The following is a 25416-nucleotide window of genomic DNA, read 5'->3' as shown; positions in this document are numbered from 1 at the left end:
AAAAAGGCTCCTCCCCCGCGGGGAAGGAGCCTCTCTGGTCCGTTCGGAGTCCTAGTGCGCCGCTTCGTTCCACGAACGGCCGTAGCCGACCGAAACCTCCAGCGGCACAGCCAGGTCGTATGCCGACCCCATGCCCTCGCGCACGAGCTTCTCGACCTCGGCGCGCTCGCCTTCGGCGACCTCCAGCACGAGCTCGTCGTGCACCTGCAGCAGCACGCGGCTGCGCAGCTTCGCCTGCACCAGCTCGCGGTGCACGTTGAGCATCGCGACCTTGATGATGTCGGCCGCGCTGCCCTGGATCGGCGCGTTGAGCGCCATCCGCTCCGCCATCTCGCGGCGCTGGCGGTTGTCGCTGTTGAGGTCGGGCAGGTAGCGGCGGCGGCCGAAGATCGTCTCCGTGTAACCGGTCTTCCCGGCTTCGCCGACCACGGACTGCAGGTAGTCGCGCACGCCGCCGAAGCGGTTGAAGTACGCCTCCATCTGCGACTTCGCGTCCTCGGTCGAAATGCGCAGCTGCTGCGAAAGCCCGTAGGCCGACAGCCCGTAGGCCAGGCCGTAGGACATCGCCTTGACGCGGTAGCGCTGCTCCGCCGTGATCTCGTCGGCCGGCACGGAGAACGCGCGCGACGCGACGAACGTGTGCAGGTCCTCGCCGCTGTTGAAGGCCTCGATCAGACCGTCGTCCTTCGACAGGTGCGCCATGATCCGCATCTCGATCTGGCTGTAGTCCGCGGTCATCAGCTCGACGTAGCCCTCGCCGACCACGAACGCGTCGCGGATGCGCCGGCCTTCTTCCGTGCGCACCGGGATGTTCTGCAGGTTCGGGTCGACCGACGACAGCCGTCCGGTCGCGGCGATGGTCTGCTGCAGCGTGGTGTGGATGCGCCCGTCGTCGGCGACCGACTTGATCAGGCCTTCGACGGTGGTGCGCAGCCGCGTGGCGTCGCGGTGCTCCAGCATGTGCTGGAGGAACGGGTGCTCGGTCTTCTCGAACAGGCTCTGCAGCGCCTCGGCGTCGGTGGTGTAGCCGGTCTTGGTGCGCTTGGTCTTCGGCATGCCGAGCTCTTCGAACAGCACGACCTGCAGCTGCTTCGGCGAACCCAGGTTGATCTGCTTGCCGATCACCTTGTACGCCTCTTCGGCGGCCTGCGTGACCCGGCTCAGGTAGTGGGCCTCCAGCTCGGTGAGCTGCTCCACGTCCACGGCGATGCCCGCGGCCTCCAGCTCGGTGATGACCTCGAGCAGCGGCAGCTCCAGCTCGGCGAGCAGCTTGGCCCCGCCGAGGTCCTCCAGCTCCTTGCCGAGCGCGCCGGCGAGCTCGAAGATCGCGCGGGCCTTCACCAGCTCGTCGGAGATCTCCTTCTGCTCCAAGCCTTCCGCGCCGCCGTCGAGCAGCGACAGCTGGCCGTCGCCTTCGGCCGCCTCGGAGCGCAGCTCGCGGTGCAGGTAGCGCAGCGCGAGGTCGTCGAGCTCGAAGGTGCGCTGGCCGGGCCGCACGAGGTAGGCCGCGAGCGCGGTGTCGAGCACCAGCCCCGCGAGCGTCCAGCCGCGGGCGCGCACGGCGTGCAGCGCCACCTTGAGGTCGTGGCCGATCTTGCGGATCTTCTCGTCGGCCAGCCACGCGGCGAGCGCCTTGTCGTCGGCTTCGTCCATCGCCGTGACGTCGACGTACGCGCCTTCGCCGTCAGCGCACGCGAAGGCCAGCGCGCGCAGGTCGGAGCGGATCGACGTGCCCGTGGCGCGGAACGCGAGCGCCACCGGCTCGCCCTCGCCGGCGTGCGCGGCGAGCCAGGCGCCGAGCGCGCCGGGCGCGAGCGCTTCACCGGAGACGTCGAAGCCTTCCTCGGCCTCGGGCTCGGCGCTGCTGAGCGTGGCGAAGAGCCGGTCGCGCAGCACGCGGAACTCCAGCTCGTCGAACAGGCGGTGCACCGCGTCGCGGTCCCACGGCCGCAGCTCCAGCTGGTCGGGGACCAAATCCAGCGGCACGTCGCGCACCAGCTCGGTGAGCTGGCGGTTGAGGGTGACCGACGTCAGGTTCTCGCGCAGCGCGTCGCCGACCTTGCCCTTCACCTCGTCGACGCGGTCGATGAGGTCGGCCAGCGTGCCGAACTGGCGGATCCACTTCGCCGCCGTCTTCTCCCCCACGCCGGGGATGCCCGGCAGGTTGTCCGACGGGTCGCCCCGCAGTGCCGCGAAGTCGGGGTACTGGGCCGGCGTGAGGCCGTACTTCTCTTCCACCGCGTCGGGCGTGAAGCGGACCAGGTCCGACACGCCGCGCTTCGGGTAGAGCACGGTGACGTGCTCGTTGACCAGCTGCAGCGCGTCGCGGTCACCGGTACAGATCAGCACGTCGAAGTCCGACGCGCCGGCCTGCGTGGTGAGGGTGGCGATGATGTCGTCGGCCTCGAAGTTCTCCTTCACCAGCGACGGGATGCCCAGCACGTCGAGCACCTCCTTGACCAGGTCGACCTGGCCGCGGAACTCGTCGGGCGTGGTGCTGCGGTTGGCCTTGTAGTCGGCGAACGTCTCCGACCGGAACGTCTTGCGCGAGAGGTCGAAAGCCACCGCGAGGTGCGTGGGCTCCTCGTCGCGCAGCAGGTTGATGAGCATCGAGGTGAACCCGAACACCGCGTTGGTGACCTGGCCGGTCTTCGTCTTGAAGTTCTCCGCGGGCAGCGCGAAGAACGCGCGGTAGGCCATCGAATGACCGTCGATGAGCAGCAGGCGGGGCCGCTCGGCCGTGCTTTTCAGCCGCTCCGCCGTGGTCGTGGCTGCTGTGGCGTTCACTACGGTTCGGTTCTCACTCGGGCTCACGGGAGCGAGTCTAAGGTGAGGGTCCGACACTCTTACGTGTCGCATAGGTTGAGGAGCATTGCGTGACCGAGCAGGCCGGCGACTTGGCGCTGGAAACCCGCGCGGGGATCGACCCCGCCGCCGCCGACCAGCAGCTGAACGACAAGATCGGGCTGAAGATCCTCGAGGCCACGCCCGAGCGCGTCGTCGGCACGATCCCCGTCGAGGGCAACCTCCAGCCCTACGGCCTCCTGCACGGCGGAGCCAACGCCACCGTCGCCGAGGCGCTCGGCTCGTACGTCGCCGCGCTCAACGCGGGCGCCGACCGCGCCGCGATGGGCCTCGAGCTGTCCTGCACCCACCACCGCGCCGTCCGGTCGGGCGTCGTCACCGGCGTCGCCACCCCGTTGCACGTCGGGCGCGGCACCATCACCGCGGAGATCGTGCTCACCGACGACCAGGGCCGGCGCACCTGCACGGCCCGCCTTACGTGCGTCGTCCGGGACAAGCCGCCGGGCGCGAAATAGGAAACCGGCCCCGAGCGCCGAAGCGCGCGGGGCCGGTCCGTGGAGCGGGTCGCCTCCCTCAGCCGACGCCGAGGTAGGCCTCCTTGATGCTGGTGTCGGCCAGCAGTTCCTTGCCGGTACCGGACTTCGTGATGCGCCCGGTCTCCAGCACGTACGCGCGGTGCGCCCGCGAAAGGGCCTGCTGCGCGTTCTGCTCCACCAGCAGCACCGTGGTGCCCTGGCGGTTGATCTCCGTGATGATCCGGAAGATCTGCTGGATGAACTGCGGCGCGAGCCCCATCGACGGCTCGTCGAGCAGCAGCAGCCGCGGCTTCGCCATCAGGGCGCGCCCGATGGCGAGCATCTGCTGCTCGCCGCCGGACATCGTGCCGCCCATCTGGGTCTTGCGTTCCGCGAGCCGCGGGAACAGCTCGAAGACGCGGTCGAAGTCCGGCTGCAGGTTCTTGCGGTCCTTGCGCGCGTACGCACCCATGTCGAGGTTCTCGAGCACCGTCATGCCGGGGAAGATCCCCCGGCCCTCGGGCGACTGCGAGATCCCGCGGACCACACGCAGGTCACCGCGCAGCCGCGAGATGTCCTCGCCGTCGAAGCGGATCGCGCCGCCCGAGATCGGCCGGATGCCGGAGATGGCCCGCATGGTGGTGGACTTGCCCGCGCCGTTGGCCCCGATCAGCGTGACGATCTCGCCCTCGTCGACCGTGATGGACAGGTCCGACACGGCCTGGATCCGGCCGTAGTGGACGGAGACCTCGGACAGCTCAAGCAACGTCATCGTCGGGCACCCCCAGGTAGGCGGCGATCACGGCGGGGTTCTGCCGGATGGCGGCAGGCACCCCTTCCGCGATCTTCTTGCCGAACTCCAGCACCACGATCCGGTCGGTCACGCCCATGACCAGCTTCATGTCGTGTTCGATCAGCAGGACGGTGTAGCCGTCGTCGCGGATCGTCCGGATCAGCCCCATGAGCTCTTCCTTCTCCGCCGGGTTGAACCCGGCGGCCGGCTCGTCGAGGCACAGCAGCTTCGGCTCGGTCGCGAGCGCCCGCGCGATCTCCAGGCGCCGCTGGTAACCGTAGGGCAGGTTCTTCGCGCGGTCGGCCGCCCGGTCGGCGATGCCGACGAACTCCAGCAGCGCCATGCCCTTCTCGATCGCCTGCTTCTCCTCGCGGTGGTGGCGGGGCGTGCGCAGCAGGGCGCCGACGAGGCTGGTCTTGTGGCGGGCGTCGGTGCCGACCACCACGTTCTCCAGCGCCGTCATCTCGGAGAAGAGCCGGATGTTCTGGAACGTGCGCGCGATGCCGAGCTGCGTGATGGCGTGGCGCGAGGCCTTGCCCAGCGGCTTGTCCTCCAGCAGTACCTGGCCCGAGGTGGGCCGGTAGACACCGGTCATCGCGTTGAAGCACGTGGTCTTGCCGGCACCGTTGGGCCCGATCAGGCCCAGGATCTCGCCGCGGCGGATGTCGAACGACACGCCGTCGAGCGCGACGAGACCGCCGAAGCGCACGGTGACGTCGTCGACCTTCAGCAGCGTCTGCCCGACCGCGACGTCGATCTCACGGTCCGGTGCGACGACCTCGGCGACCTCCGCCTCGTGCTCGGCGAGCTGCTCCGCGCTCATCTGGGCGACCTCCGCCACGAGGCCGCCCTCGGCCGGGACCTCGGGGCCCGTGCCGTTGCCAGGGCCGGTCATGCCTTCTCTCCCGGGGTCTCGGAGGCCAGTGAGCCGTCGCTGCTGACCTGCTCGCCGCGGCCGAGCAGCCGCTGGTACGCCTGCCTGCCGTACGTGAGCAGCCGTTGCCGCGCACCGAGCAGGCCCTGCGGGCGAAAGATCATCAGGATGATCAGCGCCAGGCCGAAGATCAGGTACTTGTACTCGGCGATCGCCTGGAACCGCAGCGGGATGTACGCCACCACGATCGCGCCCAGCAGCACCCCGACCTTGTTGCCCGCGCCGCCGAGGATCACCGCGGCCAGGAACAGCATCGAGGTGACGACGTCGAACTTCTGGTTGTTCACGAAGCCCAGCTGCCCGGCGTAGAGCGCGCCGGACAGGCCGCCGACCGCCGCGCCGGACACGAACGCCCAGATCTTGAACTTGTACGTCGGCAGGCCCATGATCTCGGCGGCGTCCTCGTCGTCGCGGATCGCGACCCAGGCCCGGCCGACTCGGCTGCGTTCCAGGTTCCCGACGAGGAACAGCACCAGGATGATGAGCGTGACGCACAGCCAGTACCACGGCGTGCCGTCGGAGTTGTTGAACAACGCGCTGCCGTCGGCGTTGGTGCCCGGTGGGTGCCCCACCGACTGGAACCCGCGGTTGCCGCGCAGCGGGTCGACGTTGTCGGCCAGCAGGCGCACGATCTCGCCGAACCCGAGCGTCACGATCGCGAGGTAGTCCCCGCGTAGTCGCAGTGTGGGTGTCCCGAGGATCACGCCGAAGATCATCGTGACGACCATGGCGATCGGGAGCACGACGAGGAACGGCAGCTTGTGCAGCGACGAGTCGGGACTCGTGAACAGCGCCATCACGTACGCGCCGACCGCGAAGAAGCCGACGTACCCGAGGTCCAGCAAGCCGGCCTGGCCGACCACGATGTTGAGCCCGATGGCGACCAGCGCGTAGCGGGACACCTCGAACATCGCGATCGGGAAGTCGTACCCCGGCTGCGTGGTGAGGATCGGCGGGTTGATCACGGGCAGCAGGTAGATCAGCGCCACGAGGGGCACGAGCACGAGCCACTGCTGCACGCGCGGCAGGTTGTTCCACCAGTCCGAGATCGGCCGCTTGCGCTTCACAGGGGCGGTCGCGGCCGGTGGCGTCGAGGTCACCGTCATACCCGTGCCTTTCCGAGCGATTCGCCGAGGATGCCGGTCGGGCGGACCATCAGGATCAGCACGAGGAGCACGAACGCGACGACGTCGCGCCACTCCCCGCCGAACAGCGTCTGGCCGTAGTTCTCGACGACACCCAGCAGCAGGCCGCCGAGCAGCGCGCCGCGCAGGTTGCCGATGCCGCCCAGCACCGCGGCGGTGAACGCCTTGATGCCGAGGATGAACCCGCCCTGATACGAGGCGCCCTGCGGGATCTTCATCATGTAGAACAGGGCCGCCGCGCCGGCGAGCAGGCCGCCGATGAGGAACGTGAGCGTGATGACGCGTTCCTTGTTCACGCCCATGAGCGTGGCGGTGTCCGGGTCCTGCGCCACCGCGCGGATGCCGCGGCCGAACTTGGTGCGGTTCACGAACATGTTGGCGGCGATCATCAGCACGACCGACGCGACGATCGTGATGATCGTGACGTTGGTGACGTCGGCGCCGAAGATCTGGAACACCGGCTCGTTGCGCAGCAGGCGGATGCCCTGCTCGGCGTTGCCGCCGCGCCAGATGAACAGGATCTGCTGCAGCACGAAGGAAGCGCCGATCGCGGTGATCAGGAAGACCAGCTTCGGCGCTCCGCGTTTCCTCAGTGGACGGTAGGCCACGCGTTCGAGGAGCACCGCGGTGCCGCCCGAGACGGCCATCGCCGCCAGCAAGGCCAGCAACAGGAACCCGATCAGCTCGGCGACCGACAGCTCAGGCGTGTCGCCGGGCCGGAAGCCGAGGCCGAACAAGGTGAACCACACCGCGTAGGCGCCGTAGATGAACACCTCGGAGTGGGCGAAGTTGATGAGCTTCAGGACGCCGTAGACGAGGGTGTAGCCCAGCGCCACGAGCGCGTAGATGCTGCCGTAGGCAAGACCGTCGATCGTGTTGGCCCAGAACTGGTCAACAAAGCCTTTCACGTCGAAGGTGATCCAGCTGTCGCCCTGCGCGAGGACGAGCGAGCTCAGGTCATGGGTCATCGACACACTAGTTCTCCATGTGGGTCCGGGGTGCGGGTCCGGCGGGATCGAGCCGCCGGACACGCACCCCGGTAACTGGAACGGAAGCGGGGACTACTTGATCTCGGTGTTGCGGACGATCTTCCCGTTCTCGACCTTGTAGGTCCACACCGTGGTCGCCGACAGCTCACCCTTGTCGTTCCACTTGAAGTGCTTCGTGAGGCCCTGACCGTCGTAGGTCTTGACGAAATCGAGCAGCGCCGGACGCGTGGTCTTGCCGGAGTCGATGCCCTTCAGCAGGATCGTCGCGAGGTCGTAGGCCTCGGGCGAGTAGGTGCCCGGGTCCTTGCCGGTCGCGGCCTTGTACGCGTCGGTGAACTTGGTGAACTGGTCCGCCGGCACACACGGGCAGGTGAAGTACGCGTTCTTGGCGGCGTCGCCGGCGCCCTTCACGAACTCGTCGTCCTTCACGCCGTCCGGGCCCACGAACTTCGCGGTGACGCCGGCGTCGTTCAGCTGCTGCGCGAACGGAGCGGCTTCCTGGTAGTAGCCGGAGTAGAACACCGCGTCGGGGGCGGCGGCCTTGACCTTGTTGACCACGGCCGAGAAGTCGGTCTGCTTGCTCTTGACCTTGTCCTCGCACGCCAGGGCGCTGCCAAGGCCCTGCTTGGTCGTCGCGGCGAGACCGGTGCCGTACTCGGAGTCGTCCTCGATGACGCAGACCTTCTTGGCGCCGAGCTCACCCGTCATGAACTTCGCGGCGGCCGGGCCCTGGCTGTTGTCGTTGCCGAGGCCGCGGAAGAAGGTCTTCCAGCCGTTGTCGGCCAGCGTGGGAGCCGTGGCCGACGGGGTGACCGTGACGAGGCCGGCGGTGTTGAAGATGTTGCCCGCGGCCTTGGACTCACCCGAGAACGGGAGGCCCACGACGCCGATGATCGCCGGGGTGTTCACGATCTGGGTCACGATGCCGGGCGCCTTGTCGGGCGTGCCCTCCGTGTCGTACTGCTCCAGCTTGACCTGGCAGCCCGGGTTCGCCTTGTTGTGCTGGTCGACCGCGAGCTTGGCACCGTTCAGGATGTTGATGCCGAGGGCCGCGTTGTTGCCGTTGATGGTGCCGGCGTAGGCGATGGAGGTCGGCGAACACTGCGCCTTGCCGTCGCCCGCCGGGTCGGCGGCGTCGGCGGCGGCCGACGGGGCCGCGGCCTGCGGCGCGCTGCTGTCGGATCCGCCGGATCCGCTGTCGGTACGCGCCGCGCACGCGCTCAGGGAGATGGCCCCCGCAGCCGCCAGCACGAAGATCTTCGTGAGTCGTGCTCTCTGCACTCTTCCTCCAAATGCCACCCAACCGTTCGAAGTGAACGGCTCGTCCCTATGTGGGAACTGACTGGCCGCTGAAAGTAGCCGCCCCGTGAGGTGTTGCACAGAGTTACCCGCTGTCTTGTATCCACATCGTGACGGTCGTCACCGGCAGTAATGGACGTTCTCCACCCGATTGTCGCAATCTGACAACCGGGCGATGACACTGAGTACTCGGATCACGCCTCGATCGGGGCACTTGACTTACGGCCAGATCGATGTAGGCAGTCTAGGGGCTCCGCTCAGCAGGGGAAGAAGCAATGGGCCAAGATCAGACTCGAAGGTAGCAAACTTGCCCTCCCGGACCGCGCAGAGCGACGGAAGACCACACCAAAACGGGCGCGACCCCCTGGTCACGCCCGTTTTGCCACCCGGATGGGTGAGGCCTAGCCGATGCTCTCCACCACGGCCTCGGCCACCGCCTTCATCGTCGTGCGGCGGTCCATCGCGGTGCGCTGTATCCACCGGAACGCGTCCGGCTCGGTGAGCCCCTGGCGGCTCATCAGCAGGCCCTTCGCGCGGTCGATGACCTTGCGGGTCTCGAGCCGGTCGGTGAGGCCCGCGACTTCGGCCTCCAGCGCCTGCAGCTCGGAGAAGCGGCTCACGGCCAGCTCGATGGCCGGCACGAGGTCACGCTTCGCGAACGGCTTCACCAGATACGCCATCGTGCCCGCGTCGCGGGCCCGCTCGACGAGGTCGCGCTGGCTGAACGCGGTGAGGATGACGACCGGCGCGATCCGGTCGCTCGTGATCTTGGCGGCCGCCTCGATACCGTCGAGTTTCGGCATCTTGACGTCGAGGATGACGAGGTCGGGCTTGAGGTCGGTGGCCAGGTTGATGGCTTCTTCACCATCGCCGGCCTCGCCGACCACCTCGTAGCCCTCCTCACGCAGCATCTCGACCAGGTCGAGCCTGATGAGCGCCTCGTCCTCGGCGACGAGCACCCGACGCTGCGGCACGGTGGCGGCACCGTTGGCCTCGGTAGCCTGTTCGGTCACCGGGGTCCTCCTGAAGGCTCGGCGGGACGGTTGACTCGCGGTGACCCGCGAAAGGTCAGCCTACCGGGAACGATCCAGTTCCCAAGATGGCGTTCACCACGAAGTGGCGACCGCGACACCCCCGCCCCGCCACACGCGCGTCACCGGTGATCGCGTAAAGTTCCCCGCGCTCGCCCCCGTAGCCCAACTGGCAGAGGCAACGGATTCAAAACCCGTCCAGTGTGAGTTCGAATCTCACCGGGGGCACGAGCAGTGACCAGCACAAATCGGCCACTGACCAGGCGAAACCCGGTCAGTGGCCGATCTTGTGTCGACCGGCGGCGCGTGACGGCGACCGGCGGAGACCGGCTACGCGCGGTCTATTCGCGGTCCACACGACCGCGTCGGCTGTGCATCCACACCAAGATGTTCGTGCCGGTGGCCGGCCGCCGGCACTCGCCGTGCAGCGGATGCCGACCGCGCTGAACGAGACTCCGTTGCGAAGATCATGACTCCGCCCCGCACTCGTCGTCCTGGCTACCGCCGTTCGACGGGTTCCTGCGTCCTCGGACCTTGGCGACGCCCCAGGCACCTACCTGAAAGGCCAGCCCGAGAAGCGGCGAAACCCATCCCGGGACACCAGATGCCGCGCAACCGACCTGAGCCAGCGTCTGCACAAAGTAAAGCCGCGGCGGGTCGGATGTCGTTGTGGTCGTTCAGGCCCAGGCTTCGGGCAATCTTCTCCAGTGCGACCTCATAAGGCCACGTGTCACGCGTGGCCGGAACGGGACTGCGGGCATGCTCACGACCCGGGCGGGCCGCACGTCGACGAGCCAGTAGCTGCGGTCGGCGAGAGCGAAGAAGCCCGGGCTGTGCTCACGGACGCCGTCGGCGGTGCCGAGCCGAAGCCGCATGGGCTGCGACACAACGTCCAGCCGGATGGTCTGGCCGCGTCAGGTGGCCGGGTATTTCCTCAAGGGTTCCGACGCCGCTAGAAAGAGTGTGTTCGACCGGTCTCCTCTTGTCCGCTCGGATTCGGTGCCCGGCGGGGGCGAAGACCGGGCGGACCGGTGATCATCGGGTGTGGCTCAGTCGGATCCGGCGGACTTGCGTCCCGTGGCCACGCGGGCGGTGAGGCCCTCGAGGATCCGGCGAAGGCCCCAGAGGTACTGCTCGGTGGAGATGTAGCCGGCCATTGTTGCCGCCGCCGCGGCGCTGAGCGGGAACTGGTCGGGCGGTCTCGCAGAGAAGGCGAGCTGGCGGGTGGCGATCCGTTCCGACTCCGCCGGCATCGGGACCTTGTGCCGCACATCGGCGACTTCCAGGGCGAGGGAGCCGAAGATGTAGACGAACAGCAGGTAGGACGCCCGCGCGGCGTCGGTGGCGTCGAGTCCGGCGTCGGCCAGCAGTTGCAGGAGCCGTTCGGTGAGGGCCTGCGCGACAGGGCCGTCCATGCGGCTGCCGACCATCAGGCTGACCGCGCCCGGATGGGCGGACAGTTTTGCTCGCAGTTCCAGGGCCAGCGCCTCCACGCGCTCGCGCCAGGGCTGCGCACGGTCGGCGAAGACGTCATGGTCCACCTCGCCGAGCAGCCGCTCGACGAGCGCATCGATCACGGCGGCCTTGTCCGGGAAGTAGGTGTAGATCGCGTTCGGGACCACGCCCACCCGCGCGGCAATCGCCCGCACGGACGCCGCGTCCGGGCCGTGGTCGAGCAGGCTCAGCGCCGCGTCGAGGATCTCGTCCTCGGTGAGGGCGCGTCGCGGACCGCGAGGGCGTCGCCCACCTGATTCGGACACGGGTGCCTTCCTCCCCTTGACTTCGGTACCAGCAGGGTAGACGGTTCTTTGTACGGCGTACAAATCATGTACACCGTTCAGAGATCAACAAGGAAGGTCACGATGCGCACCACGCACGTCGACAGACTGAGGGGTCCCCCTCGCGAGACCGGAGGGTCAACGATGACGGCGGTCGTGCAGGACCGCTACAGCGCCGCTCCCGAGGGCCTCTTCCACGTCGCGCAGATCGACATACCCACCATGGGAGACGACGACATCCTGGTGAGGGTGCGCGCGGCCAGTGTGGATCGGGGCACCTGGCACATCATGTCCGGCCTGCCGTATCCGATCCGGCTCGCCGGCTTCGGACTGCGCCGCCCGAAGTACTCCAACCCCGGCCGGAACCTGGCGGGAACGGTCGAGGCGGTCGGCCGCAGCGTCACGGGCTTCACCCCCGGCGACGAGGTGTTCGGGATGTCGACCAGCACCTTCGCGCAGAATGCGACCGCCCGACCCGGCAAGCTCGCCCCGAAGCCGGCGAACCTCTCGTTCGAACAGGCTGCCGCTGTCCCGGTCTCAGGGGTCACGGCCCTGCAGGCGGTCCGCGACCATGGACGCGTCCGGGCCGGTGAGAAGGTGCTGATCATCGGCGCCTCGGGCGGTGTCGGGACGTTCGCCGTGCAGATCGCGAAGGCGTTCGGCGCGGACGTCACCGGCGTCTGCAGCGCCGGCAAGGTGGAGATGGTCCGCGCCCTGGGCGCCGACCACGTCATCGACTACACCCGTGCCGCCCTCGCCGACGGCGGACACCACTACGACGTCGTCCTCGACATCGGCGGCAACGCCCGGCTGTCCGATCTACGGCGGGTTCTGACACCACGGGGACGACTGGTCATCGTCGGCGGAGAGAGCGGCGGCCGGCTGCTCGGCGGCAGCGACCGACAGATCCGGGCGAAGCTGCTTTCGCCGTTCGTCCACCAGCAGCTGGGCACCTTCGTCGCGAAGGAGAACGCCGGCGACCTGATCGCGCTCGGCGCGCTCATCGAGGGCGGAAAGCTCACCCCCGCGATCGAGCGCACCTACCCACTGACCGAGGTCGCCGCGGCCATCCGCCACCTGCTCGACGGGAAGACCCGAGGCAAGCTCGTCGTCTCCGTCCTCCCCCAGGCACCCGCCACCGGGAGCACACCATGACCGATCCCCGCACGTCCTACCCCGTCCGTGTCGACGCGGCGCTCGAGCCGTCGGGCTCCCGCGGCCTGTGGCTGGTCAAATGGCTGCTGCTGATCCCGCACTTCGTCGTGCTGTTCTTCCTGTGGATCGCCTTCTGCGTAGTCAGCGTGATCGCGTTCTTCGCCATTCTGATCACCGCGCGCTATCCGCGACCGTTGTTCGACTTCAACGTCGGCGTGCTGCGATGGAGCTGGCGGGTGAACTACTACGGCTACAGCGCCCTGGGCACCGACCGCTATCCGCCCTTCAGTCTCGCCGACGCGGCCGACTACCCGGCGCACCTCGACGTGCCCTACCCCGAGCGGCTGTCCCGCGGCCTGGTGCTGGTCAAGTGGTGGCTCCTGGCCCTGCCGCACTACATCGTGCTGTCGATCCTCGTCGGCGGCGGTCTGTGGGCCGGCTCCGGTGCGACCACCGACCCTGGCTGGAACGCCGTCGCGGGCGGTGCCGGCCTCATCACGCTGCTCCTGCTGATCGCCGCGATCGTGCTGCTGTTCACCGGCCGGTACCCGAAGTCCCTCTACGACTTCGTGCTCGGCATCAACCGCTGGGCGCTGCGCGTGGCCGCCTACACCGCACTGATGACCGACCGCTATCCGCCGTTCCGACTCGACCAGGGCGGCGCCGACCCGGTACCCGCCCACCCCGCCCCGCCATCGCCTTCCGGACCGCCGTCCGCAGGACAGCCGGCCGAGGAAACCCTTGGCCAGGCCGGATAGCGGCAAGCGCCCACGCTGGTCTCGATCATTGATCCGCGCCACCTGATCGTCGCTTTCGAACGGAGGACCGGACTGTCCGATGTGGACAGTCCGGTCCTCGTGCCGAACGTCGCGCTGGCGCCCGACGCTTCGTCGAGGAGATCCACCCCAGCCGGCCTCTGGGAATCGTCGCAGGCTCTCCAGCACCCCGTCGGTGAACACCGGCAACCTCCCGCCAATGCCCAGAGATTTCCAAGTCAAGAGCCTGCTCAGCCAGATCCGCCCGATTTTCCCCAGTACTGCGGACACGGGTCAGGCGGGCCGCCGGACCGCCGTCCCCTGGTTGTTGTCGATCAGGTAGCGCCAGACTCCGTCCGCGCCGCGGCGCAGGACATCGCTTGCCGAGCCATGGAAGTGCATTTTCTCGCCGTCGGGGCCGGTGCCGTCGATCGACCAGTCCAGGATGATCTCGGCGGTGTCGCCGGCGACGAACACGTGGCGTGTCTTGGCCGTGAGCGACAGGCCGAGCGTGAGGAAAGGCTCGAGATCGTCAACGATCCCGGCGTGGCCGGTGACGGTCCGACCGTCGGGCTTGACGAGCACGACCTCCTGCTCGTACAAGGGCATCAGCTCGCTGATCTTGCCGGAATTGAATCGCTCGACCAGCGCCGTGACAATGTCTTCGGGCTTGGTGGGCAGTGAGCAGGACTCGGACATCAGGATTTTCCTGTTCGCGTTGGCGAACTGTGGTGTCACAACGATAATCTATAATCGGACCATTTAATGGTCGTTTCCGATGCCGTGATTTTTCAGACGAAGGTGAACAATTGGTCGGCTTCGAAGCGCGAAATCGGGCCGTTGTTCACTTTCGCCCGGTCGGGGTAGCCGAGAGCCAGTAGCACGGTCGTGGTGTGACCGGTTTCGCGGATCATGAACGCCTTGTCGACACTGGTCGGGTCGAACCCTTCGAGCGGCATGGCCTCGACGCCGAGCTCAGCGGCCGCCATCATGGTCATGCCCAGCGCCATGTACGCCTGCTTGTCCATCCAGTGGTTCAGGTCCTTGTAGCGGTAGATGTGCAGGTCGAGGAAGTCGCGGCTCTTCGACTCCCGCAGCCCCTGCTTTACCGGGTCCGGGAACCGGCCGTCGGCTCTCTCCTTCGAGAACACCGCCTCGACATGACTCTCGGGCAGACCTGCCCGGGTGGTGAGGATGATGACGTGCGACGCGTTCAGGATTTTCTCGTTGTTGTGCTCGAATTGTTCGCCCAGGTTGCCGGCCAGCCGCTCTTTGCCTTCGAGTGTGGCGACGACGTAGAAATGGTTGGGCTGGATGTTCGTCGACGTGGGCGTCGAGCGAAGGAACCTCAGCAACTGCTGAAGGGTTTCCTCCGGAACGGTCTTGCTGGGGTCGAAATACCCGGTGAGATGCTTGCTCATGAGCTTGTCGAGGTTCAAGTAAATCTGCCTTGTTCTTGCAACCAGCGGGTGAGGGGTCAGCGACGGTCGGGCACGTCCGTCAATTGGTGCGCTCGCGCGGCGCGCGATCGGGCACCATCGCACGGCCCGGGAACCGGCCATCAACCAACCCCTTGTACTCAGGGTGATCGGCAATGTAATCCGCCACAAAGGTGCAGTAATTGGTGAGCTTCAGGTCCCGCGCCAGCAGATCGTCCAAAGCATATTTCACCAGCCGCGTCGCGATCCCACGACCGCGATACTCGGGCTCGACAATCGTATGGCTGAGCGTCACCCGCTGATCACCACGCGGCGTGTGGTAGACGATCATGCCGACCACCTGCCCGTCCACGACAGCCTCATACGAACCATTTTCGGCGTTCCTCTGTACATCCATCTCAAAATCCACTTCATCTCTCCTGACGCCTTCTCGAGCAATGGCCGGTCGCGTACGAGCACCACACGGGACTGGGAGTCCGTGCCGGCCACGCCGACCGGCCGCCTTGTCCGCGCAGCGCGCTTGATGCGGGGGTGTTCACCGCGGTGACGTTTTTCTCCTGTCACAGGGCGCGCGCGGAGGGAGCGCTGCCGACGTCAACGAAGTGGCTGAACGGCACCGTCAGAAGCTCACCAGCAGCGCGTAGGAACGCGCCGGCGAGCACACGGAGTGTCCCCGACAGGATCGGAGCGCAGCTCGGCTTCGTCCCGAACATGTTCAAGACCATCACGGGGCATGGGAGATCAGCCTCCGGTAGGTGCGCACGGGTACCTCCGTCGGCGCGAACCCGCCGCCGTGCTCGGTGCGGGTCGTCATGCTCGGGTGAGAATGCTGCACAGCCATCGAGACCAGGGTTCGGAAAACACGAAGTGTGAACGTGCCGTGCACGTATCACCAAGACAGGAACTGTCAGTGGACCTCATCGATCTCGACCTCGTGACGGCGGTCGCGGAGACCGGCAGTATCACGCACGGCGCGGCCCGGGCCCGGCTGTCCGTACCCTCGGCCAGTGGGCGCATCAGCAATCTGGAGCGCACCCTGGGCGTGACGCTCTTCGACCGTGGCCGTCGCGGAGTCGCCCTCACCCCGGCGGGACAGGTGCTGGTCCGCCACGCCAGGTCCGTGTGCCACGCGGTCGGCCGGCTGCGCACAGAACTCGACGAATATGCGCAGGGACACGGCGCCACCGTCCGCGTCCGGGCCAACGCCGCCGGCACCGCGAGCCTCATGCCCGCCGCCGCCGTCTCGTTTCTCGCCCGGTACCCGCACGCCCACATCGACCTGGAGGAACGCCCGAGCCACCGCATTGTCGCTGCGGTGGCCGAAGGCCGCGCCGATATCGGAATCGTCGCCGACTCCCACGAACTCGGGCAGCTCGAAACCCGGGTGATCCGCCCGGATCCGCTGGTGGTCGTCACGCTGCCCGACGACCCGCTGGCCCGCCTGTCCCGGGTACCGTACGCCGACGTGCTGGGTCGCGCGTTCGTCGGCCTGAACGTCGCCAGCCCGTTGCAAGAGCACCTGGAGACGCACGCCCAGCCGCTCGGCACCCAGCCGAGATATCGCGTCCGGCTGCCCAGCATCGACGCCGCCTGTCACGCCGTGGCCGGGGGAATCGGCATCGCCATCCTGCTCTGGTACAGCGTGCGGCGCTGGCTCACCAGCGGCACCCTGGCCGCCGTCCCCCTCGCCGAACCGTGGGCGGACCGGCGGCTGCTCGCCTGCTTCACCAGCGACCGCGATCTCTCGGACACGGCCCGCGCACTCCGCGACCATCTGCTGGCCCACGCCGACGACGAAGACGGCACGGACGAACCGGCATCAGGCGGCGACTGAGGGTAGGAATGTTCGCCCAGAAGGTGAAACGCCTCTGTCAGCAAAGGATCCTTTGCGGACAGGGGCGTTCGATGCGGCCGGCGCGGCGACCAGGACATTCGTCTACTTGGTTGATCTCCGCAATCTCCAGAAAGCGAATCCACCCTCTTCAACGATGGCCATGCTGCTGACGTGGATCCGACAAGAAACAGAATCGGCCACTGTGGCCGAACCCTTACGAGCGGACTTGGATGATCGTCTTGCCCTTGGGCGGCACAGTGGGGTTGAACGCCGCGACGGCGTCATCGAGGGGCGCGACATTGCCGATGTTCGTCCGCACCCTCCCGTCGCGCACCCGCTGGGCGATCTCGCCGAGTTGGGCGCGATCGGGCTGTACAACGAAGTCGACCGCCAGACCGGAACGGGGCCGTGCCTCCGGCGGTCCGGCGACGGTCACCAGCGATCCGCCATCTCGGACCAGCGCCGCGGACCGCTTCCCGATATCGCCGCCGAAAACGTCAAACACCAGGTCGACTCCGCCGACGTCCTCCAGCGTGTCGTTCTCGAGGTCAACGAACTCCTGTGCGCCGAAGTCGAGTGCCGCCTGGCGGCCGGAGGCGCGCCCGGTACCGATGACGTAGGCACCCGCTTCCCGCGCGAGCTGCGTTGCCATCGATCCGACCACGCCGGCCGCACCGTGGATGAGAACGCTTTGCCCTGCTTGCAGGCGGCCGTGTTCGATCAGCCCTTGCCACGCGGTCAAACCCGACATCACCAGGCCCGCGCCGGTGGTGAAGTCGACATCGCCCGGCAACGGTGCGAGGTTGCGCGCCTCGACGACCACGTATTCCGCGAGTGTGCCGTCACGGGTCCAGTCCGTGAGGCCGAACACGCGCTGACCGACGGACAGGCCGGCCGCGCCGTAGCTGAGAGAAGTGACCACTCCGGCAACTTCGTGCCCTGGGATCGACGGCGTGCGGTCACGCCCGAGCCGATCGATCCACGTGGACGGCCACGACAGCTCATCCCAGGTAAAGCCCGAAGCGTGAACCTGAACGACGACATCGCCGTAGTTCGCGCCCGCGAGGTCGGCGAGCTTCGCGGTATCCGGATCGGGTCGTTCAGCGAGCGTCATCCCGGCCCGTCCCGCGGCCTCGTCCGTCACCGTGATCGCCTTCATCCGGCACCCTTCTCTCTTCGTTCGGCCGTCGTGCCACTTATTGTGGACGATATAGTCCATCATGGCCGTCTCCGGAAGAACCTGCCAACCCCAACCGCGAGGTGCCGCGGGCCGACCAGTTTTGCCGCCGCGTTACGCACATCTTGCGGGTGGGTGCAAGGGAGGACAAATGCTGTTATGCGGCTCGCCCATGTCCAAACCGGCATATCGCAGTAGCTCCGCCGGAGGACGTCTTCGCCATCGCGTCGGACAGCGGTCAGATCCACAATAGGCGGCGTTCACTTCACCCAAACGGGGGTGTTTCCGGCGTGAGTGCCGCCCGAGCAGCTACCGATCCGGCCGCGGGGTCCGCTCGCAGCTGTGACGGACTGAGACCGTACTTGGCGCGACACAACCGGCTGAAATGCGCCGGGTCCGCGAATCCCCAGCCGGAGGCCAAGGATGCGATCGTCCGGTGCGCCTGCGACGGGTCGCCCAGATCTCGACGCACACCTTCCAACCGCAGATGCCGTATGTAGTCAGCGACCGTGCAAGGCTCGTCAGCGAACAACCGATCGAGAGTTCGGGCCGACATGTGGTGAGCTGCGGCGACAGACGCGTGGGACAGATGCGGATCGGCCAGGTGAGCACGAACGAACGCGAGGATCTCCAGGCGAAGTGTCGATGCTGGTGCGGGGGCAGCAGGTTCAGCGTTTGCCAGCGTCGCACCCAGGAGCGCGAGGCCGGCATCACCCATGCGTGCAGCCGTATCGAGCTGCAATCGGTCACGCTGCGCCACGCTGCTCACCAGAAATTCAGCCAGCACGGCGCCGGCCCCGTCTGAAGCGGGGAACGGATGGTCCATCGCGGCAGCAACAGCCTGGTGACGCATGCCGAGGGCATGCCGAGGCAGCGTCAGCACAGCGCAAGACCACATTCCACCGAAGCTCAGCGAGTACGGCTTCCCCGTGTCGTACACCGCCAACTGGCCCTGTTCGATGGCAACTTCACGACTGCCCTGGCAGACGATCGCGCTGCCACGCAGCTGCAAACAGACCTTGAGGTGATCACTGCCGATCCGACCGATATCGGCCGCCGACCGGACGAATACCTGCGGGTTGCCCGCGACGTTGAACGCTTCGACCAGGCCCAGCTTGGCTTGGTAGACGTTCCCGAGCGGCTCGCGGGTCCCGACCCCCTCGGGCGTCGTTCCCGCGAACACCGACTGCACATGCGCGCGCCAGGAATCACCTTTCAAGACGTCACGTCGGTCCGGTGACCTCTGTCCGACTGGCTGTGACATCGGCGGAAACCTCCTACACCGTGGCGCAAATCGACAACCGGCGACGCGGCTTCATGGCGTCTACTAGCGGTCAACCAGCCCAACCCCGGTGGAACACCGGACGAAGAAGAAGGGTAGGGCAGTGTCGGAAAACTGTTACACCTACATCGTCGTCGGTGCGGGTTCCGCCGGCTCTGTGGTCGCGGCGCGGCTGTCCGAACGCCCCGACGCGACCGTTCTGCTGCTCGAAGCCGGCCCGCCCGACACGCTGCCCGACATCAGCGTGCCGGCAGCATGGCCGGCGCTGTGGGGAACAGCCGTCGACTACGCATATCGGACGGTACCTCAGCAGCATGCCGGCGGCGTCGAGAAGTACGTGCCCCGGGGACGGACACTCGGCGGTTCGAGCGCCATCAACGCCATGCTGTGGCTCCGAGGACACCGCGCGGACTTCGACGCATGGGCCGCCGCGGGTTGCGGCGGCTGGGACTACGAAGGCGTGCTGCCCTACTTCAAACGACTCGAATCAGTACCCGACGGTGACCCGAAGTACCGCGGCGACAGCGGTCCGATGCGGCCGGCCGTCGCGGAGAACCCGCATCCCTTGACACAGGTCTTCGTCGACGCGGCGGTCGCCGCGGGACATCCGCGCACCGACGATTTCAACGGCCCGCACCAGGAGGGGGTCGGCCTGCACGATCTCAACATCGTCAACGGGCGCCGCCAAAGCAGCGCCGACGGTTACCTTCACCCGATCATGGACACCCGTCCGAATCTCACCGTCGCGACGAATTCACGAGCTCGGAAGTTGGTCTTCGACGGTGATCGATGTGCAGGCGTCGAGTTCGTGAAGGACGGGAGGCTGGTGTCGGCCGAGGCCTCGAGCGAGGTCATCCTCAGCGCGGGCGCCATCGACACCCCCCGTCTCCTGATGCTCTCCGGCGCAGGGCCCGCCGACGTGCTGACGGCGGCCGGGGTCGACGTGGCCTTCGACCTTCCGGGCGTCGGCGCGAACCTCCACGAGCACCCGCTGTGCAGCGTCGTGTTCGAGCTCGCCGAACCGGCCGCCGACAGCCTCGGGTCGCACACCGAGGCGTCCATGGTTTTCCGCAGCAATCCGGCTCTCGAAGCGCCCGACATGCAGTTGGTGTTCATCGAGGTGCCGTTCCATCAACCAGAGCTGCAGGCCCCTGCCAACAGTTTCACCATCGGCGTCACGGTCGTTCCGAAGAGCCGCGGCTCGCTGCGCATCGTCAACGCCGACCCTGAGACTCCCCCGCAAATCGATCTCAACTTGCTCGCCGATGAACACGATGTAAGCCGGCTCGTGCACGGAATCCGTGTTATCCGGGAAATAGCCGCAACCGAACCGTTCGCCGGCCTGATAAAACAGGAATCACTCCCCGGCCCCGCGGCAACTGACGGCGCCGCTCTTCGCGACTACGTCACCCGTGGAACGGGCTGCTACAACCACTCGAGTGGCAGCTGCGCGATGGGTGTGGGACCGACGGCAGTGGTCGGCCCCGATCTGCGCGTCCACGGGATCCGCGGGCTGCGAATCGCGGACGCATCGATCATGCCACGCCTTCCCGTCGTCAACCCGAACGCGGCAGTGATGATGATCGGGGAAAAGGCCTCCGACCTCATCGGCTCTTGACTTGACTCCCCTGGCCGGATCATTCACCTCCGAAGGAACGATTCATGACGCTCACCAGCTCACCCGAGATCGATCTCGGCGTCCGCGAATACGACCAGCTGATCGACGGGACTTGGACCTCAGCGCGGAGCGGCGCCACGTTCGACTCTCTGAACCCACTCGACGGGTCCGTGTTCGCGCGGGTACCGGCCAGCTCTCGCACGGACATGGCCGATGCGGTCGCCGCCGCCGATCGGGCCCAGCCGAAGTGGTCAGCGATGTCACCCTCCGCCAAACAGGCATTGTTCCTCCGGGCGGCCGAACTTCTCGAACAGCGAAGCCAAGCGGTTGTGCAGGCGTTGGCGACGGAGACCGGGGCCGGCTTTGGCTTCGCGATGTACCAGATGACGTGGTCCGCTCAGCTGCTGCGGCTGGCCGCCGGCTGGGTCTTCGAAAGCAAAGGCAAGATCCTCACCACCGATCACCCCCACACGATGCAGTTCGCGGAACGAAAGCCACTCGGGGTTGTTGCCAGCTTCTCTCCGTGGAACGGCGCAAACCTGCTGGCCTGGCGCGCCGTGGTCGCGCCGCTCGCGGCCGGGAACACTGTGGTGCTCAAGCCATCGGAGGAAGCCCCGGTGACCGGTGGTGTGCTGATCGCGCAGGTTCTGCACGACGCCGGATTCCCCGCGGGGGTGATCAACGTCGTCACCCATGCCGCGGCCGACGCCGCTGCCGTCTCGGAGGAGTTCTACGAGAACCCCGCAGTGCGATGCCTGTACTTCACCGGATCGGCTGCCACCGCCAAGATCATCGCAGCCCGCGCAGGGGCCGCGTTGAAACGAACAGTGCTTGAGCTCGGCGGCTACAACCACATGATGGTCCTCGACGATGCCGACCTCGACCACGCGGCCAAGCTGGCGGCATTCAGCTCATTCTTCCACCAAGGCCAGACTTGTATGAGTGCCCGCCGGATTCTCGTTCAGCGCTCGGTCTACGACGAGTTCCTCGCCAAGTTCTCCGCGGTGGCCCGGTCCATGCCGATGGGAGACCCGAGCGAACCGGACACGATCTTCGGCCCGTTGATCAACGACCGAGCCGCGGGCGCCGTACGCGCGAGGATCGATGACGCGGTAAATGCCGGCGCTCGAATCTTCTCCGGCGGCGTCAATGACGGTCGGATGTTCGAGCCCACCATCATCGTCGACGCGCCCGATGAGAACGATCTTTCGTGTGAAGAGACGTTCGGGCCGGTCGTGGTCGTCCGGCCGATCGACGATGACGACGAGGGCGTGGAGCTGGCGAACGCGAGCCGCTACGGGTTGTCGTTCTCCGTGGTCACCGGCGACACGAGCCGCGGGATGGCAGTGGCATCGCAGATCAACAGCGGTGCCGTGCACGTGAACGGCCCGACGATCGACGACGAACCGCACCTGCCCAACGGTGGCACCAAGGAGAGTGGTTGGGGACGTTCAGGGCCTGACGCGCTCAACGACTTCAGTGAGCTGCGATGGATGAGCGTGGAGCTGGGTACCCGTCACCTGCCATTCTGAGACTCACGTTCGTCACGCTGAGGCGCGGTGGCCCCGATAGAGATCTACCGGGGCCACTGCGCGACACGGAAGGAGAAGGTCGGCCATTGTCGGTCACCGTTCTTCCGCAATCCCACGCGGCGTTCATGGGCGGCAAACTCGACAACCGTAAGCTGGCAGTGAGTGGGACAGCTTGGAGTGGAAACCAGCGATTACGGGTTCACCGGACCAGCCCCGTGCCGTAAGATTTTGTCATGAAGAAGCCCGCTCTCGACCCCGCCCGGGCTCATTCGCCGGCGCCACAGTACCCGATTGATTCGGTCGACAAGGCTCTTCGGGTCCTGTTGCTGCTGGGGGATCGTCCCGAGCTGCGGATGACAGAGGTGGCCGAGTACTTGGAGGTGGCATCTTCCACCGCACACCGGCTGCTGGCGATGCTGCAATACCACGGTTTCATCCGGCAAGACCCCCGAACCAAAGCGTACCGGCCGGGCACGTCGCTCACTGCCGTGGCGTTCTCCGTCATGCAGCGGTTCGACGTGCGCGAAACGCTCCGTCCATTTCTCGAGGAAATCAAGAACGAGTTCGCCGAGACCGTCCATCTGGCGATCCTCGACGGCACCACGGTGCGGTTCATCGACGCCTTCGAGAGTACGCGCGCGGTCCGCGTCGCGTCGCGGCTGGGCCAGGCGATGCCGGCCAACTGCACATCGACCGGCAAGGCGCTGTTGGCGGAGTTCTCGACCGAAGACCTGCACCGGATGTATCCCGACGAGCAGCTCGAAACCCTGACCGTCAATTCGGTGGGAACGCGCAGCGAACTGAAGCGAGAGATCGAACGGGTCCGGCGGCGCGGGTACGCGACGAGCAACGAGGAGAGCGAGGACGGCGTGGCATCGATCGCCGCCGCGTTCCCCGCCGGCAACCTCCCGGCCCGGCTCGCGATCAACGTTTCGGTGCCGGTGGGACGCCTGTCGCGGGTGGAGGTCCGGCATGTCGGCCAGCGTCTCAAAGAGACGATCGCCCAAGCGGTCCTGCTACTGCACTAGTACCTGTCTGACAAAGGGTCTTGGCGTGTGACTGCCATGCTGTCCATGTGTCACGGTTCCAGTTGCTGTCAGACGATCAGTGGGCGTTGATCGAGGACCTGCTGAGCATTCGGTGGGCTATTCCTCGATTGTCAGCTGCGTCGGGCCCGCGATGTGAAGCTTCTGTTGGACAACGACGTGGTCGAGCTGCGCCGCCAGGCGCGGGATCGTCGTTGATGCCAGGTAGGTCTCGGCGCCCGCGTCGATCATGCGGCGGATCGGCCCCTCGTAGCGGATGCCCCATTCCGGGTCCTCGATCTCGGCGACAACGACACGCGCCTTCGTGTACGTCTCGCGCAAGGCGCTGATCAGCTGCGGGCTCACCGGCGGCACCAGCACCACATCCGCGGTCTTCGGCGCGGAGTGCAAGTCCAGCACGATGTAGTCCGACCCCAACTGCTCGGACAACGCCGCACGGGCCGCACGGGACAGCTTCATCGTGGTGGCCACGACCGTCGGGTTGTCGTAGCCGTCCCGCGTGCCGGGATCGACGTCGAACGCGGTGCTTGTCACGGTCGCGATCGGTTCGCCGTCCCTCGTGATCACGAGGTCCTCGCCGCCGATGATGAGGTCCGCGACGTCCTGAGGCAGCTGCCGCACATCGATACGGGTCGTCATGACACTCGATCATGGCACAAAATGCGGTGCAGCAACTCGGCCGGCAGCGCTGCTCCTGGCCGCCGACGCGGCCCTCTCCACGATCGTCACATTTCACGGCCCCACCCTGCGCACTTGCGAGTGCAGGGAGTGCTCAGGGTGAGGCCCGCGACGTACCGCTTTCACTCCATCACAACGGTCACTGCTTTGGTTTCAGTGTAAGACAGCAGCTCGTCCACCGACTCTTCACGGCCGACGCCCGACGACTTCACGCCGCCGAACGGGAGACCCCAGTAATGCCGGGAACTTCCGTTGATCCATACGTAGCCGGCCTGCAACTCGCTCGCGATCCGGTGAGCGCGGGTGACGTCACTGGTGAAGACTCCCGCGGTAAGTCCGTATTCGCTGCTGTTGGCGATGGCCACCGCTTCGGCTTCGTCCCGGAATGTCAGCACCGACAGCACCGGACCGAAGATCTCGGCAACCGCGGCCGGATTGTCGGGAGAAATTCCCGCCAGCACCGTGGGAGAGACGTACCACCCGTCCGGTCCGACAGTGTCGGGTCGACCGCCTCCCGCGAGCGCCTTGCCGCCCGCAGAGGTTGCCGCAGCGATGGCGTCCAGGGATTTGTCGTACTGGTTGCAGGAAATCACGGGACCCATCTGAGTGTCCGCGTCGAGCGGGTGGCCGACGCGAATCGATCGGACATGTTCGACGACCGCCTCGAGAACCTGATCGGCGATCGATTCGTGCAGCAGCAGCCGGCTGGTCGAGCCACAGGACTGACCGGCCGTGGCCGTGTAGTTCATCCCGAACACCGCGCTCTCGACAGCTCGGTCCAGATCCGCGTCGGGCAGGACGACAAGGGCGTTCTTGCCACCCAGTTCGAGGCTGACGTACTTGACACCGGCCTCGGCGGCTGAGCGTTGAATCATCCGGCCGGTGTCGGGAGCACCGATGAAACCGATGCGCCGGATCAGTGGATGCGCGACAAGCGCGGCTCCGCTGACCGCGCCGCGCCCGCTGATGACCGCGCAGAGATCGGGGCCGAAGACTTCGGCTGCCAGCTCCGCCATTCTCAATGCGGACAGAGGCGTCTGGTCGGGAGCCTTGAGCACGACCGCGTTGCCTGCAACCAGTGGCGCCGCGACCTTGGAGGCGGCGAAGAACAGCGGGTGGTTGAACGGCACAATGCGCGCGACGACGCCGTAGGGCTCCTGCAGGCTGTAATGCAGGTTGCCCGACAACGGATAGGTCGACCCACCGAGCTGCAGTGCGTGGTCGGCCATGATGTCGACGATCGTCGCCGCGGCGCCGACATCCGCCCGCATCACCGGCAGCGGGAAGCCGGCGTCGATCGTGTCGATCGTCGCCAGTTCCTCCTCATGAGCGCGGAGGAGCTCGGCGAACGCGCGAACCTTCGCGGCGCGGGCACGCACAGGTAGTTTTGCCCATTCACGCTGGGCTTCGGCTGCCGCGCGGACGATCTCGTCCACTTCTCCGGCCGAGCAGTCGGGTGCGTCGGTCAGGCGCCGGCCGGTCGTGGGGTCTTCGATCTCGTACCGGTTCCGTGTCGGCATCGGGCGGCCGTGAAGCTGCACCTCCCAAGACCGGTCGACGACGGTGGAGAGCAGGTCCCGCGTGGTCATGTGGGGAGTCCTTCACTTGTCG

21 protein-coding genes, 1 tRNA gene and 1 pseudogene are annotated in these 25416 nt (G+C 67.0%); 8 read left to right on the top strand and 15 right to left on the bottom strand.

The window, feature by feature from the left end; all coding sequences use genetic code 11:
• Window positions 1-51: 51 nt before the first annotated feature.
• Window positions 52-2814, bottom strand: coding sequence for a DNA polymerase I (polA, locus tag AB0878_RS19010; protein ID WP_366581463.1), 2763 nt, complete (start codon window positions 2812-2814; stop codon window positions 52-54).
• Window positions 2815-2876: 62 nt separating this feature from the next.
• Between polA and AB0878_RS19005 the strand changes: the two genes are divergently transcribed.
• Window positions 2877-3320 carry a hotdog fold thioesterase gene (locus tag AB0878_RS19005; RefSeq protein WP_366581461.1) on the top strand — a complete coding sequence of 148 codons (444 nt, stop codon included), beginning with the start codon at window positions 2877-2879 and terminating at the stop codon, window positions 3318-3320.
• 58 nt (window positions 3321-3378) lie between these two features.
• On the opposite strand, the gene AB0878_RS19000 is transcribed toward AB0878_RS19005, so the two are convergent.
• The 6 genes from AB0878_RS19000 to AB0878_RS18975 form a co-directional block, all read right to left on the bottom strand.
• The gene (locus AB0878_RS19000) at window positions 3379-4092 is read right to left on the bottom strand and encodes an ABC transporter ATP-binding protein (RefSeq protein ID WP_366581459.1); all 714 of its coding nucleotides are present in this window, start codon (window positions 4090-4092) and stop codon (window positions 3379-3381) included.
• The gene (locus AB0878_RS18995) at window positions 4079-5008 is read right to left on the bottom strand and encodes an ABC transporter ATP-binding protein (protein ID WP_366581457.1); all 930 of its coding nucleotides are present in this window, start codon (window positions 5006-5008) and stop codon (window positions 4079-4081) included. The genes AB0878_RS19000 and AB0878_RS18995 overlap by 14 nt, the downstream gene beginning before the upstream one ends.
• Window positions 5005-6153: a branched-chain amino acid ABC transporter permease gene (locus tag AB0878_RS18990; RefSeq protein ID WP_366581455.1), complete on the bottom strand. Its 1149-nt coding sequence runs from the start codon at window positions 6151-6153 to the stop codon at window positions 5005-5007. The genes AB0878_RS18995 and AB0878_RS18990 overlap by 4 nt, the downstream gene beginning before the upstream one ends.
• Window positions 6150-7160: a branched-chain amino acid ABC transporter permease gene (locus AB0878_RS18985; RefSeq protein ID WP_366581453.1), complete on the bottom strand. Its 1011-nt coding sequence runs from the start codon at window positions 7158-7160 to the stop codon at window positions 6150-6152. Before AB0878_RS18985 ends, AB0878_RS18990 begins: the two co-directional genes overlap by 4 nt.
• 93 nt (window positions 7161-7253) lie before the next feature.
• Window positions 7254-8432 carry a branched-chain amino acid ABC transporter substrate-binding protein gene (locus AB0878_RS18980; RefSeq protein WP_366581646.1) on the bottom strand — a complete coding sequence of 393 codons (1179 nt, stop codon included), beginning with the start codon at window positions 8430-8432 and terminating at the stop codon, window positions 7254-7256.
• A 449-nt stretch (window positions 8433-8881) separates the two neighbouring features.
• Window positions 8882-9493: a response regulator gene (locus AB0878_RS18975; protein ID WP_220242049.1), complete on the bottom strand. Its 612-nt coding sequence runs from the start codon at window positions 9491-9493 to the stop codon at window positions 8882-8884.
• A 172-nt stretch (window positions 9494-9665) separates the two neighbouring features.
• On the opposite strand from AB0878_RS18975, the gene AB0878_RS18970 reads away from it, so the two are divergent.
• Window positions 9666-9739 (top strand) — tRNA-Leu (locus AB0878_RS18970).
• An 821-nt stretch (window positions 9740-10560) separates the two neighbouring features.
• Here the strand turns inward: AB0878_RS18970 and AB0878_RS18965 are convergent.
• Window positions 10561-11271, bottom strand: coding sequence for a TetR/AcrR family transcriptional regulator (locus AB0878_RS18965; protein ID WP_366581451.1), 711 nt, complete (start codon window positions 11269-11271; stop codon window positions 10561-10563).
• A gap of 162 nt (window positions 11272-11433) precedes the next feature.
• On the opposite strand from AB0878_RS18965, the gene AB0878_RS18960 reads away from it, so the two are divergent.
• Together AB0878_RS18960 and AB0878_RS18955 are read left to right on the top strand one after the other, a co-directional pair.
• On the top strand, window positions 11434-12444 hold the full coding sequence (locus AB0878_RS18960) for an NAD(P)-dependent alcohol dehydrogenase (protein WP_366581449.1): 1011 nt from the start codon (window positions 11434-11436) through the stop codon (window positions 12442-12444).
• Window positions 12441-13115 (top strand): annotated as a pseudogene (locus AB0878_RS18955) (DUF4389 domain-containing protein); the annotation flags it as partial. The gene AB0878_RS18960 and the pseudogene AB0878_RS18955, both read left to right, overlap by 4 nt.
• Window positions 13116-13493: 378 nt before the next feature.
• Here AB0878_RS18955 and AB0878_RS18950 read toward each other — a convergent pair.
• From AB0878_RS18950 to AB0878_RS18940, 3 genes are all read right to left on the bottom strand, one after another.
• Window positions 13494-13937, bottom strand: coding sequence for a nuclear transport factor 2 family protein (locus tag AB0878_RS18950; RefSeq protein ID WP_366581447.1), 444 nt, complete (start codon window positions 13935-13937; stop codon window positions 13494-13496).
• A gap of 53 nt (window positions 13938-13990) precedes the next feature.
• The gene (locus AB0878_RS18945) at window positions 13991-14638 is read right to left on the bottom strand and encodes a nitroreductase family protein (RefSeq protein ID WP_366581445.1); all 648 of its coding nucleotides are present in this window, start codon (window positions 14636-14638) and stop codon (window positions 13991-13993) included.
• A gap of 61 nt (window positions 14639-14699) precedes the next feature.
• The gene (locus tag AB0878_RS18940; RefSeq protein WP_366581443.1) at window positions 14700-15047 is read right to left on the bottom strand and encodes a GNAT family N-acetyltransferase; all 348 of its coding nucleotides are present in this window, start codon (window positions 15045-15047) and stop codon (window positions 14700-14702) included.
• Between the two features lie 501 nt (window positions 15048-15548).
• Here AB0878_RS18940 and AB0878_RS18935 point away from each other — a divergent pair.
• On the top strand, window positions 15549-16472 hold the full coding sequence (locus tag AB0878_RS18935) for a LysR family transcriptional regulator (RefSeq protein WP_366581441.1): 924 nt from the start codon (window positions 15549-15551) through the stop codon (window positions 16470-16472).
• 214 nt (window positions 16473-16686) lie between these two features.
• On the opposite strand, the gene AB0878_RS18930 is transcribed toward AB0878_RS18935, so the two are convergent.
• A complete protein-coding gene (locus AB0878_RS18930; protein ID WP_366581439.1) occupies window positions 16687-17631 on the bottom strand; it encodes an NADP-dependent oxidoreductase in 945 nt (314 codons plus the stop codon).
• A gap of 283 nt (window positions 17632-17914) precedes the next feature.
• Window positions 17915-18868: a helix-turn-helix domain-containing protein gene (locus AB0878_RS18925; RefSeq protein ID WP_366581437.1), complete on the bottom strand. Its 954-nt coding sequence runs from the start codon at window positions 18866-18868 to the stop codon at window positions 17915-17917.
• Between the two features lie 166 nt (window positions 18869-19034).
• Here AB0878_RS18925 and AB0878_RS18920 point away from each other — a divergent pair, with 166 nt between their 5' ends.
• From AB0878_RS18920 to AB0878_RS18910, 3 genes are all read left to right on the top strand, one after another.
• Window positions 19035-20549 carry a GMC family oxidoreductase N-terminal domain-containing protein gene (locus AB0878_RS18920; protein WP_366581435.1) on the top strand — a complete coding sequence of 505 codons (1515 nt, stop codon included), beginning with the start codon at window positions 19035-19037 and terminating at the stop codon, window positions 20547-20549.
• 44 nt (window positions 20550-20593) lie between these two features.
• Window positions 20594-22081, top strand: a complete 1488-nt coding sequence (locus tag AB0878_RS18915; RefSeq protein ID WP_366581433.1) for an aldehyde dehydrogenase family protein — start codon at window positions 20594-20596, stop codon at window positions 22079-22081.
• Between the two features lie 233 nt (window positions 22082-22314).
• Window positions 22315-23109, top strand: coding sequence for an IclR family transcriptional regulator (locus AB0878_RS18910; RefSeq protein WP_366581431.1), 795 nt, complete (start codon window positions 22315-22317; stop codon window positions 23107-23109).
• A 117-nt stretch (window positions 23110-23226) separates the two neighbouring features.
• Here AB0878_RS18910 and AB0878_RS18905 read toward each other — a convergent pair whose 3' ends face one another.
• Entirely contained in the window at window positions 23227-23766 is a 540-nt protein-coding gene (locus AB0878_RS18905) for a hypothetical protein (protein ID WP_366581429.1), read from the bottom strand.
• Window positions 23767-23927: 161 nt separating this feature from the next.
• Window positions 23928-25394 (bottom strand): aldehyde dehydrogenase family protein, encoded by a 1467-nt coding sequence (locus AB0878_RS18900; RefSeq protein ID WP_366581427.1) that lies wholly within the window; start codon window positions 25392-25394, stop codon window positions 23928-23930.
• Window positions 25395-25416: the final 22 nt, after the last annotated feature.

It is taken from the genome of Amycolatopsis sp. NPDC047767, assembly GCF_040704195.1.
GTDB lineage: Bacteria > Actinomycetota > Actinomycetes > Mycobacteriales > Pseudonocardiaceae > Amycolatopsis.
The sequence above is the reverse complement of the archived record's forward strand: the minus strand, read 5'-3'. Positions and strand labels throughout refer to the sequence as shown.